The organism is Vibrio paracholerae (assembly GCF_037672085.1).
Classification (GTDB): domain Bacteria; phylum Pseudomonadota; class Gammaproteobacteria; order Enterobacterales; family Vibrionaceae; genus Vibrio; species Vibrio cholerae.
This window is the reverse complement of sequence record NZ_JBBHLM010000002.1, coordinates 2635207-2655647: the sequence shown is the minus strand read 5'-3', so window position 1 is coordinate 2655647 and position 20441 is coordinate 2635207. Positions and strand designations below refer to the sequence as shown.

Annotated in this window: 13 protein-coding genes and 1 riboswitch; of the genes, 8 read left to right on the top strand and 5 right to left on the bottom strand. The window is 48.3% G+C overall.

Annotated features, from left to right (window positions below):
- Positions 1–88: 88 nt before the first annotated feature.
- Positions 89–3769 carry a methionine synthase gene (gene metH / locus R4537_RS17185; protein ID WP_071178315.1) on the top strand — a complete coding sequence of 1227 codons (3681 nt, stop codon included), beginning with the start codon at positions 89–91 and terminating at the stop codon, positions 3767–3769.
- 73 nt (positions 3770–3842) lie between these two features.
- Here metH and lysC read toward each other — a convergent pair whose 3' ends face one another.
- Positions 3843–5198, bottom strand: coding sequence for a lysine-sensitive aspartokinase 3 (lysC, locus tag R4537_RS17180; protein WP_071178316.1), 1356 nt, complete (start codon positions 5196–5198; stop codon positions 3843–3845).
- A 110-nt stretch (positions 5199–5308) separates the two neighbouring features.
- Positions 5309–5486: riboswitch (Lysine riboswitch) on the bottom strand.
- Positions 5487–5661: 175 nt separating this feature from the next.
- Between lysC and R4537_RS17175 the strand changes: the two genes are divergently transcribed.
- Complete coding sequence (locus R4537_RS17175) at positions 5662–6780, top strand: pyridoxal-phosphate-dependent aminotransferase family protein (RefSeq protein ID WP_071178317.1); 1119 nt, start codon at positions 5662–5664, stop codon at positions 6778–6780.
- A gap of 78 nt (positions 6781–6858) precedes the next feature.
- On the opposite strand, the gene R4537_RS17170 is transcribed toward R4537_RS17175, so the two are convergent.
- The 4 genes from R4537_RS17170 to R4537_RS17155 form a co-directional block, all read right to left on the bottom strand.
- On the bottom strand, positions 6859–8643 hold the full coding sequence (locus tag R4537_RS17170; protein ID WP_071178318.1) for an oligosaccharyltransferase: 1785 nt from the start codon (positions 8641–8643) through the stop codon (positions 6859–6861).
- A 64-nt stretch (positions 8644–8707) separates the two neighbouring features.
- Positions 8708–11530, bottom strand: coding sequence for an excinuclease ABC subunit UvrA (uvrA, locus tag R4537_RS17165; RefSeq protein ID WP_032478782.1), 2823 nt, complete (start codon positions 11528–11530; stop codon positions 8708–8710).
- A gap of 155 nt (positions 11531–11685) precedes the next feature.
- Positions 11686–12558 carry a UTP--glucose-1-phosphate uridylyltransferase GalU gene (galU, locus tag R4537_RS17160; RefSeq protein ID WP_001920788.1) on the bottom strand — a complete coding sequence of 291 codons (873 nt, stop codon included), beginning with the start codon at positions 12556–12558 and terminating at the stop codon, positions 11686–11688.
- A gap of 171 nt (positions 12559–12729) precedes the next feature.
- Positions 12730–13374: a LuxR C-terminal-related transcriptional regulator gene (locus R4537_RS17155; protein ID WP_071178319.1), complete on the bottom strand. Its 645-nt coding sequence runs from the start codon at positions 13372–13374 to the stop codon at positions 12730–12732.
- 291 nt (positions 13375–13665) lie between these two features.
- On the opposite strand from R4537_RS17155, the gene R4537_RS17150 reads away from it, so the two are divergent.
- From R4537_RS17150 to mshL, 6 genes are all read left to right on the top strand, one after another.
- Positions 13666–14199: a single-stranded DNA-binding protein gene (locus R4537_RS17150; protein ID WP_071178320.1), complete on the top strand. Its 534-nt coding sequence runs from the start codon at positions 13666–13668 to the stop codon at positions 14197–14199.
- Positions 14200–14322: 123 nt separating this feature from the next.
- Positions 14323–16335: an RNase E specificity factor CsrD gene (gene csrD / locus R4537_RS17145; protein ID WP_071178321.1), complete on the top strand. Its 2013-nt coding sequence runs from the start codon at positions 14323–14325 to the stop codon at positions 16333–16335.
- Positions 16336–16347: 12 nt separating this feature from the next.
- Positions 16348–17787 (top strand): PilN domain-containing protein, encoded by a 1440-nt coding sequence (locus R4537_RS17140; protein WP_071178322.1) that lies wholly within the window; start codon positions 16348–16350, stop codon positions 17785–17787.
- The gene (gene gspM / locus R4537_RS17135) at positions 17784–18434 is read left to right on the top strand and encodes a type II secretion system protein GspM (protein ID WP_071178323.1); all 651 of its coding nucleotides are present in this window, start codon (positions 17784–17786) and stop codon (positions 18432–18434) included. The genes R4537_RS17140 and gspM overlap by 4 nt, the downstream gene beginning before the upstream one ends.
- Positions 18427–18744 (top strand): hypothetical protein, encoded by a 318-nt coding sequence (locus R4537_RS17130; protein ID WP_000252817.1) that lies wholly within the window; start codon positions 18427–18429, stop codon positions 18742–18744. The genes gspM and R4537_RS17130 overlap by 8 nt, the downstream gene beginning before the upstream one ends.
- A gap of 15 nt (positions 18745–18759) precedes the next feature.
- A complete protein-coding gene (gene mshL, locus R4537_RS17125) occupies positions 18760–20439 on the top strand; it encodes a pilus (MSHA type) biogenesis protein MshL (protein WP_071178324.1) in 1680 nt (559 codons plus the stop codon).
- Positions 20440–20441: the final 2 nt, after the last annotated feature.

Sequence of the window (20441 nt, the reverse complement as noted above, 5' to 3'; positions counted from 1 at the left end):
GTCACGAAAGAATGGCTGTTTTAGACGTCTAGATTTCTGAATTTTGTGTGATAGGATGTGGCAAACGCATAAGGAATGAGGCGGTATTGTGGGAAAAGAAGTAAGACAACAACTCGAACAGCAATTGAAACAGCGTATCCTACTGATTGATGGTGGTATGGGTACCATGATTCAGAGTTATAAGTTACAAGAGGAAGACTATCGCGGTGCACGATTTGTCGATTGGCATTGTGATCTGAAAGGAAATAACGACCTCTTAGTGCTTACTCAGCCGCAAATTATTAAAGAGATTCACTCGGCTTACCTTGAAGCGGGGGCGGATATTCTTGAGACCAACACCTTTAACTCCACCACGATTGCCATGGCAGACTACGACATGCAATCGCTCAGTGCCGAAATTAACTTTGCCGCGGCTAAGCTTGCACGTGAAGTCGCGGATGAGTGGACGGCTAAAGATCCAAGTCGGCCACGCTATGTAGCTGGTGTGCTTGGGCCAACCAATCGTACTTGCTCTATTTCGCCAGATGTCAACGATCCGGGATTTCGTAACGTCACTTTTGATGGGCTTGTTGAAGCTTATTCCGAATCGACGCGCGCTTTGATCAAGGGTGGCAGCGATCTGATCCTGATTGAAACCATCTTCGATACGCTTAACGCCAAAGCCTGTGCGTTTGCGGTCGATAGCGTATTTGAAGAACTGGGTATCAGTTTACCTGTGATGATTTCCGGTACGATTACCGATGCCTCTGGGCGTACTTTGTCTGGACAGACAACAGAAGCGTTCTACAACGCGTTGCGTCATGTCCGCCCTATTTCGTTTGGCTTGAACTGTGCGTTAGGCCCTGATGAGCTGCGCCAGTATGTGGAAGAGCTTTCACGCATTTCAGAATGCTATGTTTCCGCGCACCCGAATGCCGGACTGCCCAATGCGTTTGGTGAATACGATCTCTCTGCCGAGGAAATGGCAGAACATATTGCTGAATGGGCACAAGCTGGCTTTTTGAATTTGGTCGGTGGTTGCTGTGGAACTACTCCAGAGCATATCGCCGCCATTGCCAAAGCCGTCGAGGGTGTGAAACCAAGGGCTCTGCCAGATCTGAAAGTAGAATGTCGTCTCTCGGGTTTAGAGCCGCTCAATATTGGCCCTGAAACCTTGTTTGTTAACGTGGGCGAACGTACTAACGTCACCGGTTCAGCGCGTTTTAAGCGTTTAATTAAAGAAGAGCAATACGATGAAGCGCTCGATGTGGCGCGTGAGCAAGTCGAAAACGGCGCGCAGATCATTGATATCAACATGGATGAAGGCATGTTGGACGCCGAGGCGTGCATGGTGCGCTTTTTGAATCTATGCGCCTCTGAACCAGAAATATCCAAAGTTCCGGTGATGGTCGACTCCTCTAAATGGGAAGTCATTGAAGCGGGTCTGAAATGCATTCAGGGTAAAGGCATCGTCAACTCTATCTCTCTAAAAGAAGGGAAAGAGAAGTTTATTGCCCAAGCCAAATTGGTGCGTCGCTATGGTGCAGCCGTGATTGTGATGGCGTTTGACGAAGTGGGCCAAGCCGATACCCGTGAGCGCAAATTAGAGATCTGTCGTCGGGCTTACCATATTTTGGTCGATGAGGTGGGCTTCCCACCGGAAGATATTATTTTCGACCCGAACATCTTTGCCGTTGCGACCGGAATTGATGAGCACAATAACTACGCACTGGATTTCATTAATGCAGTGGCGGACATTAAGCGTGAGCTGCCGCATGCGATGATTTCTGGCGGTGTGTCTAACGTTTCCTTCTCTTTCCGCGGCAACAACTATGTGCGTGAAGCGATCCATGCTGTTTTCCTTTATCACTGCTTCAAACACGGCATGGACATGGGGATTGTCAACGCAGGGCAGCTTGAAATCTACGATAACGTTCCGCTGAAACTGCGTGAGGCAGTGGAAGATGTGATCCTCAATCGACGTAGCGATGGCACGGAAAGACTGCTTGAGATCGCCGAAGCGTATCGCGAAAACAGTGTTGGTAAAGAAGAGGATGCTTCTGCGTTAGAGTGGCGCGCATGGCCTGTGGCTAAGCGCCTAGAGCACGCTTTAGTCAAAGGCATCACCGAATTTATCGTCCAAGACACTGAAGAAGCACGTCAGCAAGCCAGTAAACCACTGGAAGTGATTGAAGGGCCGCTGATGGATGGCATGAACGTCGTTGGTGACTTGTTCGGGGAAGGGAAAATGTTCCTACCGCAAGTCGTGAAATCAGCGCGCGTCATGAAACAAGCCGTTGCGTATCTTGAGCCTTTCATTAATGCGCAAAAAAGTGGTAGCACTTCAAATGGTAAGATTTTGCTGGCGACCGTAAAAGGCGATGTGCATGACATTGGTAAGAACATTGTTGGCGTCGTGCTGCAGTGTAATAACTTCGAGATCATCGATCTTGGTGTGATGGTGCCTTGCGAGCAGATCCTCAAAGTCGCACGCGAGCAAAATGTCGATATCATCGGTCTCTCTGGGCTTATCACGCCGTCTTTGGATGAGATGGTACACGTGGCGAAAGAGATGGAGCGACAAGGGTTTGAACTGCCACTTTTGATTGGTGGGGCAACAACGTCTAAAGCGCATACTGCGGTGAAGATCGAGCAGAATTATCATGCGCCTGTGGTGTACGTGAATAATGCTTCGCGTGCGGTGGGGGTGTGCACATCGTTATTGTCTGATGAACTGCGTCCTGGGTTTATCGAACGTTTGGATCTCGATTATGAGCGCACGCGTGATCAGCATGCGCGTAAAACGCCCAAATCGCGTCCAGTCACGTTAGAGCAGGCACGTGCTAATAAAGCGGCGCTGGATTGGGCAAATTACACGCCGCCCGCTCCTGCGAAACCGGGTGTGCATGTGTTTGAAAACATTGCGTTAGCCACACTACGTCCTTATATCGACTGGACGCCTTTCTTTATGACTTGGTCGCTTATGGGCAAATACCCTGCCATTTTGGAGCATGAAGAGGTTGGTGAAGAGGCCAAACGTCTGTTTGATGATGCCAATGCCTTGCTTGATAAAGTAGAGCGAGAAGGGCTACTGAAAGCCAGTGGCATGTGTGCACTGTTCCCAGCAGCAAGCGTGGGTGATGACATTGAGGTGTACAGTGATGAATCGCGTACGCAAGTCGCGCATATGCTGTACAACTTGCGTCAGCAGACTGAGAAACCGAAAGGGGCCAACTACTGTTTGTCAGATTACGTTGCCCCGAAAGAGAGCGGTAAACGTGATTGGATTGGCGCGTTTGCGGTAACTGGTGGCATTGGTGAGCGAGCCTTGGCCGATGCTTATAAAGCTCAGGGTGATGATTACAATGCGATCATGATCCAAGCGGTAGCCGATCGTTTGGCGGAAGCCTTTGCGGAATATCTGCATGAAAAAGTGCGTAAAGAGATTTGGGGTTATGCGAGCGATGAAAATCTCTCCAATGATGAACTGATCCGTGAGCGTTATCAGGGCATTCGACCAGCGCCGGGGTATCCTGCCTGCCCAGAGCACACCGAGAAAGCGACTTTGTGGCAGATGCTGAATGTCGAAGAGACCATCGGTATGTCATTGACCACAAGCTATGCGATGTGGCCGGGCGCTTCGGTATCCGGTTGGTATTTCTCGCATCCCGATTCTCGCTATTTTGCGGTTGCGCAGATCCAACAAGATCAACTGCACAGCTACGCTGAGCGTAAAGGTTGGAGTTTGGAACAAGCCGAAAAGTGGCTAGCGCCTAACCTTGATGCTTAATCAATAAGACCACCATCCACAATAAAAGAGGCCACATCATGTGGCCTCTGGTTTTTATCTCGCGAGTTTGATTTTACTCTTGCTCAAACAGCTCTTTATGCAGCTTCTGCACCGCTTGCTTAGAGACAGATTCATGCAGCAAGAAACAGAGGTTATGCGCGCTGGCGCCATAGCAAATCATGCGGAGGTTGTAATCTTCCAATACGCTGAATACTTGTTTGGCGTAGCCGCGGCTCTCTTTCATCTTGTTGCCGATCAGAGCAATCAAACACAGGTTGTATTCGACTTCAACCGTGCATAGCTCCTCTAACTCGGCGCGCACCGCTTCAGGCAATTCTGGTGCACCGCCTGAGGTATCGGTTTTATCCAGTGTCAGTGACACGCTGATTTCTGATGTGGTGATGAGATCTACCGAAATTTTATGCTTGGCGAGAATTTCGAACACTTTGGCGAGGAAACCGTAAGCATGGAACATCTGCGCGCTACGCAGTGTCACCATGGTTTGATTACAGCGTAGTGCAAGTGCGCGATACAGTGGCGCGCTTTCGACTTGTTTACGGATCCAAGTACCGCCTTTTTCCGGTTCTTTTGATGAGCCAACAAACACGGGAATGCCATGGCGTACCGCTGGAAGCAAGGTGGATGGATGCAAAATCTTGGCACCAAAATTGGCCATTTCTGAGGCTTCGCTAAAGCTTATCTCAGGAATCGGCGCTGCTTTTGGCGCGATACGTGGATCGGTACTGTAGATCCCCGGTACGTCAGTCCAAATTTCCAAGCCACAAGCTTGCACGGCTTCGGCAATCAAAGCGGCTGAATAATCACTGCCACCGCGGCCCAAAGTTGTGGTATGACCTTGCGCATCTGATCCGATAAAGCCTTGAGTGACGACGACATATTGCTCACACAGTGGCACCAGTTTCTCTTTGGCTAATTGAGCAATTTCTTTCAATTGAGGTTCGGCGCGACCGTAATGATCGTCAGTGCGTAGCACTTCGCGGATATCAAAACGTACCGCGTCGAGACCACGCTCACGCATCAGTTGAGTCAGGATGTGGGTGGAGATGAGCTCACCACAGGCGACGAGATGGTCGGTCAGTTTTTTACTGGATTGAAATGACGCCGCTTCTGCAGCACTGGCCACAGAATCTAGCACGGCTTTGACTTCTTTTTCGACGCGTGTCGGATCGGCGAGCTGGTCGATAATCACATAATGGATATCGGCCAACTGTTGCAAAATCGCTTGGCGGCGTTCAGCTGAGGCCACGCCATTGGCGAGTTCGACCAATAAATTGGTCACCCCTGAGCAGGCGCTGCTGACCACTAAGCGTGTTTGTGGATTGTTTTCGATAATGGCCGAACAACGGCTCATGGCTTCAAAGTTGGCGACACTAGTACCACCAAACTTGGCGACGTTAAATGTGCTCACGGCAATTCTCCCAGACTTCCTGAAAAACGAGTTGTTGGTAACCCAACGTCCAATGTTGTGAAGAGAGTGTTTTTTATAGAGCAAAATAGAGGAGTGACTATAGAAAGATTTCCCTCAGAAGCTCTTCATCAGATTCGAGCTGATGACAGTTGAAGGGATTCAGCCCGTTCAACCGATAAACCAAAGCCACAACTTTGATTCACCTCGGCACTACTCCCCCTGAATGTTCTGTATTGGAGTTGAGGCTCCACAAAACATCTGCCTGGGCAGTGCTCCTCTTCTGCTAGATAGCTCACACATTGAACGGTGTTGGCGAAATCTTGTCAACGACAAAATGTTCTAAAAGTGCAAATAAAAATGACATTAGTGTGACAAGGATTAACACTCTGGACATAGGTCGAATTGTTGCTGCTACTGAATTGCATTAGGCTAGTGGTTCTGGTCGCCACAACAAGGAGTCGTTATGACAATTCGCAGTTTTATTCCCCCGCATCGGATTTTGATGGGCCCTGGGCCTTCGGCTATCTCTCCTCAAGTTCTGCAAGCGCTTAGTCGCCCAACGGTTGGTCATCTTGATCCACTGTTTATCGGTATGATGGATGAGCTGAAACAGCTCTTGAAATATGCTTTCCAAACGGAAAACGAATTTACGATTGCCGTTTCTGCGCCGGGTAGTGCGGGTATGGAAGCCTGTTTTGTTAACCTCGTCGAGCCGGGCGATAAAGTGATTGTTTGCCGCAATGGGGTGTTTGGTGAGCGGATGCGCGATAACGCTGTGCGTTGTGGGGCCGAAGTTGTGGTGGTTGATGATGAATGGGGTTGCCCAGTCAGCGTTGAAAAAGTGCAAGCCGTGATAGATGAGCATCCGGATGCGAAAATACTGGCTTTTGTACAAGCAGAAACGTCAACTGGAGCCTTAAGTGATGCGCAAGCGTTAGGTGCTCTAGCGAAGCAATATGGTTTGTTGACGATTGTTGATGCGGTGACCTCGCTCGGTGGCGTTCCCCTGCTGGTGGATGAGTGGCAACTGGATGCGGTGTATTCTGGCAGCCAAAAATGCCTCTCTTGTGTGCCGGGATTGGCTCCGTTGACGTTTTCACCTCGTGCCATTGAGAAGATTCAATCACGAAAAACACCGATTCAAAGCTGGTTCCTCGATCAAAGCTTGGTATTAGGTTATTGGAGTGGCGCAGGCAAACGTAGTTATCACCATACCGCTCCGGTTAATAGTTTGTACGCGCTACACGAAGCGCTACTGCTTTTGCAACAAGAAGGTTTAGAGCACGCGTGGCAGCGCCATCGTCTGATGCATGAGAAGCTTAAACAAGGGTTAGAGCAACTCGGTTTTCAATTTGTGGTCGCAGAGCCGTATCGTTTGCCGCAGTTGAACGCGATTTATGTGCCGGAAGGTATTGAGGAAGCCAAAGTACGCAGCCATCTACTCAATGAATACAATTTGGAAATTGGCGCTGGGCTCGGGGCATTAGCCGGCAAAGCGTGGCGCATTGGGGTTATGGGCTATGGCGCGCGTTCAGAAAATATCGCGCTCTGTTTGCGAGCGCTCGAAGAGTCGCTGCGTTAATACCATACGCAAGAGAAAAGCTGTATGAAAGCGAAATAAGGGTGGCTTAAAAGCCACCCTTATTGTTTCTTGAAGAGCTTAGGGCGTCGCGGCTGAGGGAGCTTCAGCATCAGATGCGGCACTGTTGACCTTTATCGAGGGGTGGTACTGGACTGTACTGAAATCTTGATTGGGGAACAGAAATTCGGCCTCGCGGCGGATTTGCTGCGCACGGCTCGTATCGCCTAATCCTTGATAAGCCAAAATCATGTTTGAATAGAAGGCCGGGCGCGGTTTATGTTGAATGATCTGTAACGACCAATCGATATAGGGTTGGATAAGCTCCGCTTTTTGTTCATGGAGCCCGATGTTCAGATAGGTGCTGTAGATATTCCAATCAAATCGGTCTTGCCATACCAATGGGTTAGTCACGTTTTTCAGCAATTCAGGATTGAGTGGCTGAGATTTTTCAAATTGCGTTAACACATAATTGGTGTGTAACGCTGTGACCATATACAAGCTGGTGACAATCGGCAGCACTAAGCTGGTAATACGCAGTAAAGATTTCGTGAGCGTGGTGAAGCTGGCCAGCCGATAGCGTGCGACCCGTTGATCTACCCAGTAGATGAGGATGATAAAGGTGATCCAGTGGATTGCGGAGTGGTAAAACGGATACTCCAATTGAGCGTGTAAGGTTATCGGCACAAACAGAGCCAGCATGGCCATGCGAGTGCCACGCTTAGCGGCATAAATGCGTAGAGCACAAAAACAGGCGGCGAGTAATATACCCATTACAGGCAGTAATCCGCCTTCTACCCCCCAGTACAACAGCTCATTATGTGGGTGATCCATCGATGCTAAGCCAGCGGGATAGCTGCTATTTAACTGATGCTGGCGAGCAGTATAAAGCAGATACTGCGCCTCAAATTTGCCATAACCATAGCCTGTAAAAGGCTTTTCGATGATCATATCTATGGTTTGTGGAAATGTGAAACGACGTGGGCTTTCTAAGTCAGCCTTATTCGCGACAAAACCAGAGGTTCCTTGGCCATACATAGCGGTAAAACCTGCACAAATCCCAAGAGCTATGGCAAGAAGCCAGAGCGTAAAGCGCCGACGTGAAGCGAATCGATATAAGTAAGGGGCAACCAGAGCGATACTCAATAAACTGGCCAGCCACCCAGTGCGAGAGGCGAGTACGACCAGTAAGGGAGCCGTGAGTAGCGGTGTCGCGTAAAGGATGCCGATTTTGCTCCAGCGCGAGTCATATTTTTCCGGTTGTCTGGCCAGCAAATAACCTGACAACACCAGCCCTGTTGCGAGGAAACTGGCCATCACATTGGGCTGCTGGAAAATACCATACGGTCGATTTGCTTCGGTGTCATAACCAAAAGGGTTACCCGGCTCTAACCAAAAGTATTGAATTAAACCGATCACGGCTTCAATGACGCTACCCAGTAGAATAAACCACAGCAAACGCTGTTTATGTTTGTTGCTAAAGCGAAATTGTTGTAAGACGAGAAACAGAGTAAATCCAGCCCAGAGACCCACTAAGCGGCCAAGAGTATGAAACCAATCGGCATTCGAGTAAGTGATGGGTAGGGTTAGCAGAACACAGCTTAACCAAAGTCCAATGGTCAGCTTGGAATAACGCAGCGCTTGATTATTCGCCAACTGATACAGACCAATCGCCAGTGTTATGCTGGTCGCGATCCAGACCGTAGTATTGAAGGAGAGTGCCAGCCCTGCGCCGCCGGGGTTGGGCATAAAGAAATGCATGGCGAGTAGATAAACCACAGCCAAGGCAAAAAGAAACGGTTTATTGAGTGGTAGGCTCGGAGCGTGAGGCTCCAACCGAGTGCCACTTAACAGCAAAGTTGCCATGCAGTTCACCTTAAAAAAGAAACCAGCGCACAGTTCGCTGGTTTCATTACTTTAGCCTTTTTTTCTAATTCAACAAAGGCTTGAGGAAACGTGCGGTATGTGAAGCTTCGATCTGCGCCACATCTTCTGGTGTTCCTTCTGCAATAATCAGTCCGCCGCCTTGGCCGCCTTCCGGGCCCAAATCGATGATCCAGTCAGCCGTTTTGATCACATCCAAGTTATGCTCAATCACCACCACGGTATTGCCATGGTCACGCAAGCGGTGCAGAACGCTCAATAGTTGCTGAATATCGTGGAAGTGTAGGCCCGTGGTTGGTTCATCCAAAATATACAGGGTTTTGCCCGTATCTCGTTTGGAGAGTTCACGCGCTAATTTTACCCGCTGCGCTTCACCTCCTGATAAGGTGGTGGCTGATTGCCCAAGACGAATGTAGGACAACCCAACATCCATCAAGGTTTGCAACTTACGTGCTATCACAGGTACTGGGTCAAAAAACTCGCGTGCGTCTTCAACAGTCATTTCCAATACTTCATCAATGGTTTTGCCTTTGTAGCGTACTTCCAGTGTTTCTCGGTTATAGCGTTTACCTTTACACACATCACAAGGTACATACACATCAGGCAAGAAATGCATTTCTACCTTGATCACGCCATCGCCTTGACACGCTTCACAGCGCCCACCACGCACGTTGAAACTAAAGCGTCCCGGCGGATAACCACGCGAGCGAGACTCTTGTGTTCCGGCAAACAATTCACGAATTGGAGTGAAGATTCCGGTGTAAGTGGCGGGGTTGGAGCGAGGAGTGCGACCAATTGGGCTCTGATCGATATCGATCACTTTATCAAAGTGTTCTAGACCTTGAATGGAGCGATAAGGCGCAGGTGTCGCCGTCGTCGCGCCATTGAGTGCGGTATGGGCAATCTTAAAGAAGGTATCGTTGATCAGAGTGGATTTTCCCGAACCTGAAACGCCCGTCACACAAGTAAACAGGCCAACAGGAATAGACAGGTCAACATTTTTTAAGTTATTACCGACCGCGCCTTTAAGCTCTACCGTTTTCTTCGCATCTTTTGGTGTGCGCTGCTCTGGTACCGCGATTTTTTTCACGCCACTGAGATATTGACCTGTGAGTGAGTTTGGATTGGCGATGATTTCCTGCACATTGCCTTCGGCAACCACCATGCCGCCGTGTACGCCAGCACCTGGGCCAATATCAATCACATGATCTGCCATGCGAATCGCATCTTCATCATGCTCAACCACTAACACGGTATTACCTAGATTGCGTAAGTGGGTGAGGGTTTGCAGCAAGCGTTCGTTGTCGCGTTGGTGGAGGCCAATCGAGGGTTCATCAAGGACATACATTACACCGACTAAACCGGCACCAATCTGACTGGCTAGGCGAATACGCTGAGCTTCGCCACCGGAAAGCGTCTCGGCGCTGCGCGAGAGATTTAAGTAATTGAGCCCGACATTGACCAAAAATTGCAGCCGGTCATTAATCTCTTTCATCACTTTTTCAGCGATTTGTGCACGTTGGCCTTCCAGTTTGAGCTCTTGGAAGAACGTTAGCGCATCAGCAATGCTCAGTTCTACAATCGTTGGCAACGCAGTATCATTAATAAACACATTGCGTGCTTCGATTTTTAAGCGCGTACCATCACAACTGCTGCAAGACTTGTTGGAGATGTATTTTGCCAGCTCCTCACGCACCGAGTTGGATTCGGTATCGCGATAGCGGCGCTCCAAATTATGCAAAATTCCTTCAAAAGGATGTTTTTTAAGGCGAATATCACCCCGATCATTGATGTACTTAAATTCAATTTCGGTGCGACCAGAGCCGTGAAGGATGATGTCTTGAATCTTTTTACTCAGCTTATTGAAGGGCGTGTGTACATCAAAATCGTAGTGCTCGGCCAGTGCAGTCAGCATCTGGAAATAGTAAAAGTTCTTTTGATCCCAGCCACGAATTGCCCCTTGCGCCAAACTTAAATTGGCATCTTGAATCACTCGATCTGGATCGAAATACTGCTGTACTCCTAAACCATCACAGGTTGGGCAAGCACCGGCTGGGTTGTTGAAAGAGAACAGGCGTGGTTCAAGCTCGCGCATGCTGTAACCACAATGTGGACAAGCAAAGTTAGCCGAGAAAATCTGCTCTTCGCCATCACCTTCCATCGGTGCGACAACGACGATACCGCCGGAAAGTTCTAGCGCAGTTTCAAACGACTCGGCTAAGCGTTGCTGCAGATCACTGCGCACTTTGAAACGGTCGACAATCACTTCAATGGTGTGCTTTTTGTGCAGTTCGAGTTTTGGTGGATCGGTCAGATCGCAGGTTTCACCATCGATACGCGCACGAATAAAGCCTTGCGCGGCTAAATTTTCTAACGTTTTAACGTGTTCGCCTTTACGCTCTTTGACTATGGTTGCCAGCAGCATCATTTTGCTGCCTTCTGGCAATTCCAGTACTTTGTCTACCATCTGACTGATGGTTTGCGCTTTCAGTGGCACTTGGTGTTCGGGGCAGCGTGGTTCCCCAACCCGAGCGTAGAGTAGACGTAAATAGTCATACACTTCCGTAATCGTACCCACGGTAGAGCGTGGGTTATGGGAAGTGGATTTCTGCTCAATCGAAATCGCGGGTGAAAGCCCCTCAATGTGGTCTACATCCGGCTTTTCCATCAGAGAAAGGAATTGGCGCGCATAAGCCGAGAGTGATTCGACATAACGCCGTTGACCTTCTGCGTAGAGCGTATCAAAAGCCAGTGAGGATTTACCTGAGCCAGAGAGCCCGGTGATGACAATCAATTTGTCACGAGGAATGGTCAGATTGATATTTTTGAGGTTATGGGTACGAGCGCCGCGTACTTCGATTTTGTCCATCTGGGTTGCTCTTTGCTAAACGAAGTGCAGCAAGTATTACATAGCGTGAACAAAGTGCAAGCAATTACTGGATAAAAAAACAGTCATATCAAAAGCAAAAAAGCCAACCTGAGAGGTTGCAGGTTGGCTTTTAAATGCATTGTTTAGATAGCGAATTACTGACCTTTGTGCGTCGACTTTTTAGCCAACTCCACTTTTTGGTCGTTTTTCTTGTACATGTTTTCGTAGCAGAAGTTGGTGGCTTCGATATAGCCTTCAACGCTACCACAATCGAAGCGCTTACCTTTGAATTTATAAGCCAGTACACAACCCGCTTTGGCTTGTTTGAGCAGCGCGTCAGTGATTTGAATTTCACCGCCTTTGCCTGGCTCGGTCTGCTCAATCAGATCAAAAATATCTGGCGTGAGGATATAACGGCCAATGATGGCGAGGTTGCTTGGTGCTGTGCCCGGCTCTGGTTTTTCGACCATGTTATCGACGCGGAACAGATCGTCTTTAATCATTTCACCCGCGATCACGCCGTATTTGTGAGTTTCGTTTTCTGGAACCTCTTGCACTGCCACGATAGAGCAGCGGAACTGCTTGTACAGTGCAACCATCTGCGCCAGTACGCCTTGCTCTTCGTTTACACATAGGTCATCCGCTAGCACAACGGCAAACGGCTCATCACCCACCAGTTCTTTACCGGTTAAAATAGCATGCCCCAAACCTTTCATTTCGCGCTGGCGAATAAAGGTAAAGTTAGCGCTTTCGATGATTTTACGGATATCACCCAATAGCTCTTCTTTATTCGTACCGCGGATTTGGTGCTCTAACTCGTAGTTCATGTCAAAGTGATCCATGATCGAGTGCTTACCACGACCAGTCACAATACACATACCTGTGATACCCGCTTGGATTGCTTCATCCACGCCGTATTCAATCAGTGGTTTGTTAACCACCGGCATCATCTCTTTGGGCATCGACTTAGTCGCTGGTAGGAATCGTGTACCGTAGCCAGCGGCCGGAAATAGACACTTCTTAATCATAATTTTTGCTCTATGGTGTGCTAGGGAGAAATTTTTGCCGACTCTACCACTTCTGATTCACAACTGCATTACGTTGGCGCTCTTGGCCGAAAAAATGTGTGTGAAGTCGCATTGTTACTACATTTTTCTCCACTCACTCATGGTGAATGCACCCCGTTAGGTTGAGCGCTTTTACAGTAAATTTTGATTAACCCAAGCGATCGCTTTGACTCTATTTTTCACGTTTAGTTTTTTAAATATCTGATAAAGATGCGATTTCACCGTGAACTCACTAATAAATAAATTCTCAGCGATTTGCATATTCGATGCACCAGTTTGTAAACAGCGCAGGATCTGAATTTCACGTGCAGTCAAATCGACAGTGGCTTGAACTTGATGGCTTTGGAAAGCGTAACGATAGTAATGCAGTAACTGGCTACTAACATGGCGAGGTAGCCAGTTTTGGCCATTAATGATCTCCCCAAGACCGTGGGCGATAAAGCCAATATCTTCATTGGCGTAAAACAAACCCTTGAGATTTCCAAAAGTGAGCAGATCTTCCGTTCTTAACCGTTTCTCGACATTAAACAAAATAGTTTCGAAGTAGGGGCTGGTAAGCTTAAGGGGGCCTAATTGCTGGCGTATCAGGACATTTTCCGCGTAGTCGAGCAACAATATTTTGTGTTTATCGGATTGATACTCGCGTAATAAGCGTTCTGGCTCAATCACAGGGACGGGCAGGTTCAATTGCTCAATGGCGGCTTGAGCACTGGGATGTAAAGCCTTCGGTTGTGTTGTTAATAAATAAATCGTGCGTGCATAGTTGGCTCGTTGCATGATGAATTGCAGACTCAGTTGATATGAAATAATGCACTTAATATGGCGAAAAATGGATTTTGACGCTATGCGATAAAAGCAGTTTGCGGAGCACCTCAATAGGTGAGGTAACAGATAAGTTTATCAGTGAGTTATTTAGGTGAAGCTACCTTGAAAATGGGCAAACAAGATCAGTGAAATGAGTTCGGCTGCCATCAGAATAAGGGAATTCGATTGGTTCAGTCAGCAAAACGGTGTTATCCTTGCCGACTACTTCAAATTGATAGACATGACTTGATTACGGAGCAAAACATGGCAAGCCGTGGCGTGAACAAAGTAATTTTGATTGGTAACTTAGGCCAAGATCCTGAAGTGCGTTATATGCCAAGCGGCGGCGCAGTAGCGAATATCACCATCGCGACCTCTGAAACCTGGCGTGATAAAGCCACAGGTGAACAGAAGGAAAAAACTGAATGGCACCGTGTGACTTTGTATGGAAAATTGGCTGAAGTTGCAGGTGAGTACTTGCGTAAAGGCTCTCAAGTCTACATTGAAGGGCAGCTACAGACTCGCAAGTGGCAAGATCAAAATGGACAAGATCGTTATTCTACCGATATTGTCGTGCAAGGATACAATGGCATTATGCAGATGCTAGGTGGTCGCACACAACAAGGTGGAATGCCTGCTCAAGGCGGTATGAATGCTCCGGCACAGCAAAGTAACTGGGGACAACCGCAACAACCATCGAAGCAGCATCAACCTATGCAACAATCAGCGCCTCAACAGTACTCCCAACCGCAGTACAACGAGCCGCCGATGGATTTTGATGACGACATCCCATTCTAGAATTGTTGTTGACGAAAAAAGCCGCGGATTCCGCGGCTTTTTTATATAGTTATCTCAATTGTTTAATGTACACTTCTCGCCTCTGAATGATAGGTAGCGGCGCACATAAGGAACGTGGCACAAATGAGGTATACACCGACATTAAAACTGAGCACTCGGTTAGTGGCGTTCGTTACTATGACGGTGATCAGTGCCATGTTTATCCTGTTCCTTGGTGGCACCTTATCTTTTCAGCGTCTGGGACAAGAATACCTCAATCACTATCTACAAGGGATAGTTGAAGTCGTAGACAAAGAGATGGAAGACCCAGACGCCGCTTACTCTATGCAGCGTTGGATGCCTAAAATGCTCCAAGCGAGTGACATCATTGAGATGCAGCTCACTTCCGAAGCGGGCACTGTCTACCGTTTTAAAGACACCACCAACACTATTGAAGCTTCACGTTTGCATCAAGTCGCTTTGCCGCTCAAGCGTAATCCCGGTTACGTGATGCATTTTAAAGCGGTGCCTCCCTACCTCAATTACAACTATTCACTGCAAGCCATGTGGTCAACCACCTTAGCGGTACTATTGATCGTATTTTTCTTAATCCGTGGTTTGAAATGGTTGAAAGAGCAACTACTAGGATCGGAGTTACTGGAAGAGCGAGGACGAATGATTCTTGCTGGACGAGTGGAGCAACATGCCAAGGGGGATCCGCGAGAGTGGCCTTTCACGGCAAGTGAAGCCTTAGATCGCTTGATTGAAGAGTTGCAAGATGCACGTCAAGAACGTAGCCGTTTTGATACCTTTATTCGCAGCCAAACCTTCCTAGATCAACTGACCGGGACGGCGAATCGGGTGTTGTATGACAGTAAGCTGGAATCGGCTTTACTGGAAAGCGGCGCTCACGGCGGCGTTATGATGTTGCGTGTCGATGATTTAGAGTCGGCGCGAGAAGAGAGCCCTAAACGTGCGGTCGATGAGTTTATCATTGAGGTGGGTGAGTGTTTATCCAACATAGTACAGCGTTATCCGGATGCCATACTTTCTCGCTACTATGATGATGTGTTTGCGCTGTTTATCCCTCATCAAGGCAGTAAAGATATTGCTCAAGTGGCGGCACAGGCGATCAAGTTGATTGAGCGCATCAATCCCCCCGAGCCCCTACTTGAAGACAATTGGTTCCACATTGGTGTGACCATGTATCAAGAAGGTGAGCGGCGTGGACGGATTATTGATGAGATGGAAACCGCGCTCAAAAGTGCTCAACTGCAAGGGGTGAATGCATGGAGCCGTTTTCAAAAGCCCAAACAGTTACAAGAAGATCGCGGTAGCGTTCGGTGGCGTACATTGTTTGAACAGGTACTTCGCCCAGAAGAGATTTTGCTCTATCGCCAACCCTGTTACCGTATTTCTGTCAATGGAGAGCGGGAATTCCTACATTATGAGTTATTTGCGCGTATTCAGGATCCGCAACAAGGCATTCTCAAAGCGTCGCGTTTTAGCTCTGCTTTAGAAACGGTCGGTTATGAAGCCATGCTGGATCGTGCGGTATTCAGTTCTATAGTGAGTTTTCTGAAGCGTTCTGAACAGGTTGAACCACTCTCGGTAAACTTGCACGTTGTTCCATTTAACGATAAACGGTATGCTCGCTGGATTCGTAACGAATTGATGCAAATGCCTTTTTCTCTTAGAGCAGCACTCTCTTTTGAGTTTTCAGAAGCGCATTTGGTCAACCATTTAGACTACATGCGCCCCATCATTCGTATGTTAGCCGCGCTTGGTTGCAAGATAGTGGTGGGTCAAGCGGGACGAACAATTGTCAGTACTCACTATATCAAAGACTTAAAAGTCAACTATCTTAAACTTCATCGGAGTTTGATAAAGAAAATTGACCAACGCCATGAAAATCAGTTGTTCGTACGCAGTTTGGTAGGTGTGTGTGGCGGTACCCAAGCAGAAGTAGTTGCAGTGGGGGTTGAGACTGCGCAAGAATGGCAAACCTTACAGATGCTGGGTGTCAGTGGTGTTCAAGGACGCTTGTTTGGTGAGGAACAGCAGATGTTGCCTCCTGTACTACCAGAGCAGTTGAAACAACCTCAACGTATCTCTATAAAGCCCATCGGCAAGCGTAATCGATGGCGAACCAAATAGCAGTGGTAGAGAATGAAGAAACCGAGTTGGATAGAGAAACTGATTGCCCCTAAGGTTGCCTCGCAACAGTTATATGTTGTGGTGCAGCCAGAGCACTTGTACTTCACATCCGATGATTTATCGCCTATTTCTCCCCAGCCATTACTGCAACAAAGTTGGCAAAGCGTACTGGTACAGACGCTGCAAAAGCACGCTGTCCATGATGTGCAAATCCACCTTGTACTGCATTCACAGCTTTATCAAACTTATCAAATTGAACAGCCGAGCATTCCGCGTGAAGAGTGGTCTGCAGCCTTACCTTTCCTGCTCAAGGACATGTTGAGTGAAAAAGTGACGGATGTGGTGGCGGATGCTCACCCTCTTCCCGGCAGTGGTAAAGTACAAGCCTATGTGATCAGCAAACGTACGATCCTTGAGCTGCAAAGCATGGCGGTGGCGGCAGGATTAACGCTAGGACGAGTGATCCCCGAGCAAGCCATTTGGGGGCTGGTGGGCGGAGAATTGAGCCACTTCCTGTTACTGCATAGAAGCATGGGGGGCAGCTTTAAGCTAGATGCTTTCGTTGATCGTCAGTGCAGTTTTCAACGCACCTTGCGTGGGATCACTGCGCCTGTCACCGATAACGCGGCCAGTGCTCTTCAGTTAGATAGCTTGGCGTTAGAGCTACAGCGCTCGATTGATTACTTATCCGCCCAGTTAAAGGGCGGCTCTTTGCAGCAGCTAAAAGTGTGTTGTGATGGTGAAGAACAACAGGCTTTGATCACCGGACTCAATGAGCGCTTAAGTGTGCGAGCATCAGGACTTGATGGTGAAGCGGCCATCTGTGGTGAACAACTGGCTCGTTATGCACGCGATATCCCACAAGAAACCATCAATTTCTATCAAGACCACCTCAAGCCGAAGCGTGAAAAGTTCACCTTAACCAATCTCTTGTTGGCGTGGTTGGCCTTGAGCGTTGTGTTATTGCTTGGGTACGCAGGGGTTGGGTATCAAAACTGGGTTATCCAACAGCAGTGGCAAGAGCAACAGCAAAAAAATCAATCGTTAACAGAACAAGCGGCCAACTTACGTCAACAGGTGGCGGTTCATCTTCCTTCGCCCGCTAAACAGGCGGCGATAGGGCGCATAAAGCAAGAGATCTCTAGCAAGCAGCAAGCATTAGACGCGATTGGGCAGTTTGATGTGGCTCAGCAAACGGGCTATTCCGGCGTATTGAACTCTTTGGCTCGACTGGCGCGTAGCGATATCTCTTTAAGCAGTATTACCTTGGATTCTTCACAATTAAATGTGCAGGGGCTCGCTCGTGATCCTGCCGCGATACCGAACTGGATCAATCAATTTAAACAAGAATTACATCTAATGGGTAGAAGCTTTGAGCAACTGAAAATTGGCCGTAATGATCAAGATATGATCACCTTTGAACTCAACACTCAACGAGGAGTGCCAAGATGAAATCGGGTTGGCAAAACTTCGAAAGTCGCTTCTCCGCGTTGTCGCAACGAGAGAAAGGGTTAATTACGCTGTGCGGTAGCGTGCTCATTCTAATGATGCTATTGCTGGGATTGATTGAGCCTGCCTTAAAACAGGGCCAAGCACGTCAATTGCAAATGCAAACCCTGATGTCAAGTAACCAGCAGCTTCAAGGGGAAATCATGGCGCTGCAAGCGCAGTTGGCGAAAAATCCAGATCAAGAGTTGGATGTGGAGCTGAGCCAACTTACGTTGCAAAGTCAGGAGATTTCCGAGCTGCTGGCGGCCAAAATGACCTCTATGGTCGCCGCGTCAGAGATGCCCAATTTGCTCGAAAGCGTATTAAAACAAGGGCAACAACTGAAGTTGGTCTCCTTGGAGTCTTTGCCGGCAGAGCCGATTGTGCGCGCAAAGGAATCCGGATCTGAATCAGAATACTATATTCACCCTGTGCGTATGGAGTTAACGGGATCCTACTTTGCTATCCGAGATTATCTGCAAGCCTTGGAAGCTTTGCCTGTGAAATATTATTGGCGTCACTTTCATTACCGAGTGGAAAGTTACCCACGGGCTCGGGTGATCCTAGAAGTCTACACTTTAGGCAGTCGAGAGGAGTTTATCGGTGGTTAGATATGGTGTTCTCTTGGTGTTAATTGCAGCGGCCTATAGTTATGCAGGTGAAGATCCTACGGCGCCTTTAGGCTGGGTCAGTCCGGCTAAACCGGAATTGCAAAAGCCGAGTTATCCGGTGCCTACTCTGCAAAGCATTGTTTGTGCAGAAGGTAGAAGCTGTTATGCGATTATTGAACAAAGAGTCGTAGCACAAGGGGATGTGGTGAATGGGTATCGTGTGGCAGCGATCCATCCCGATCTGGTGAAACTCACCCGAGCAGGTAAAGAGTGGCGACTAGCACTGTTTACGCTCGATATAAAACAATAAAGGTAACAGAGTCTTATGCGTAAAATCGTACTCGCTTCAGTGCTGACTTCTTTGGTGGGATGTTCAATGGGACACCGCGATCCTGTTGAAGCTAAGCAAGCCCTTAACCAAGCTATTAACGAGACGAACAGTCGTCAGATTGACCAATTACCGCCCTCGGTAGAAGCTGATTTGATGCCCGACATAGACACGCTTACCGCTAGCGAGCCGAAAACTTTGCAGCGTTTTCGGATCCAAGCTGAGGATGTCGAAGCGAAGGCCTTTTTTGCCAGTTTAGTGCAGGGAACCGAGTACAGTGCGGCGATCCACCCTGCGGTGACTGGGCGAATTACTCTCAACTTGACCGACGTGACTCTAGATGAAGCCTTGGGTGTAGTGCGTGATTTGTACGGTTTTGAGGTGGTGAAAGAAGGGAAAGTCATCCAAATCTATCCAGCTGGGTTACGAACGGTAACTATCCCAGTTGACTATCTGCAATTTAAACGCACAGGGCGCTCATTAACCGCGATTACGACGGGCACCATCACCAATACAGACACCAATAACTCAAATTCAAGTAGTAGCTCCTCGTCCAATATTAGCCGTAATAGCTCTTCGGATGGCACTTCGAGCAACTCTAATTCCAAAAGAAGCGATGCTCGTGGCGGAACGGAGATTGAAACCACGAACGAAAGTGATTTCTGGCCGCTACTAGAAAAAGCGGTGGCTCAGTTGCTTGGCGGTAGCGGTGGCCAAACGGTGATTGCCAATCCGCAAGCAGGGGTATTAACCCTACGCGCTTACCCCGATGAAATTCGTCAGGTGAACGAGTTTCTTGGCATCTCGCAACAGCGAATGCATCGACAAGTGATCCTCGAAGCCAAGATCCTTGAAGTGACCCTCAGTGATGGTTACCAACAAGGGATCAACTGGAGCAAAGCCTTTTCATCCAATGGTGCCAATTATAAATTGGGCACCGGTATAGCCAAAGACAGTAATGGCAATCCCATCACTTCTACATTACCCGGCTTAGATGCGATAGGCAGCCTATTAGGCGGTCAATCCAATGTGGTGATCTCCAGTGGCAGCTTTGATGCGGTGATCAGTTTTATGGCGACACAGGGCGATTTAAATGTTCTGTCTAGCCCGCGAGTAACCGCGTCCAACAACCAAAAAGCGGTGATTAAAGTCGGTACGGATGAATATTATGTGACCGACTTATCCAGTGTGGTTGGAAGCGGAGATAACGCACAAGCCTCACCCAATATTACCCTTACACCTTTCTTCTCGGGGATTTCGTTGGATGTCACGCCGCAAATTGACGACCAAGGCAATGTATTACTGCATGTGCTGCATCCTGCGGTGATTGAAGTCGAGCAACAGACCAAGAAAATTTTATACCGAAGTGAAGAGATTGAACTGCCGTTGGCGAGAAGTTCAATTCGAGAGTCGGATTCGGTTATTCGGGCGAAAGATGGCGATGTAGTGGTGATCGGTGGTTTGATGAAGTCAAATACCGTTGACCAAGTGTCAAAAGTGCCATTTTTAGGCGATGTTCCCGCTTTGGGGAACCTATTTCGTAACACGACAAAACTAACACAGAAAACAGAACTGGTTATCTTGCTCAAGCCGACGGTCGTCGGAGTAAATACTTGGCAAAAAGAGCTGGAGCGCTCGCGCAGTTTGCTACAGGAATGGTTCCCGGATAGTCAATAAGC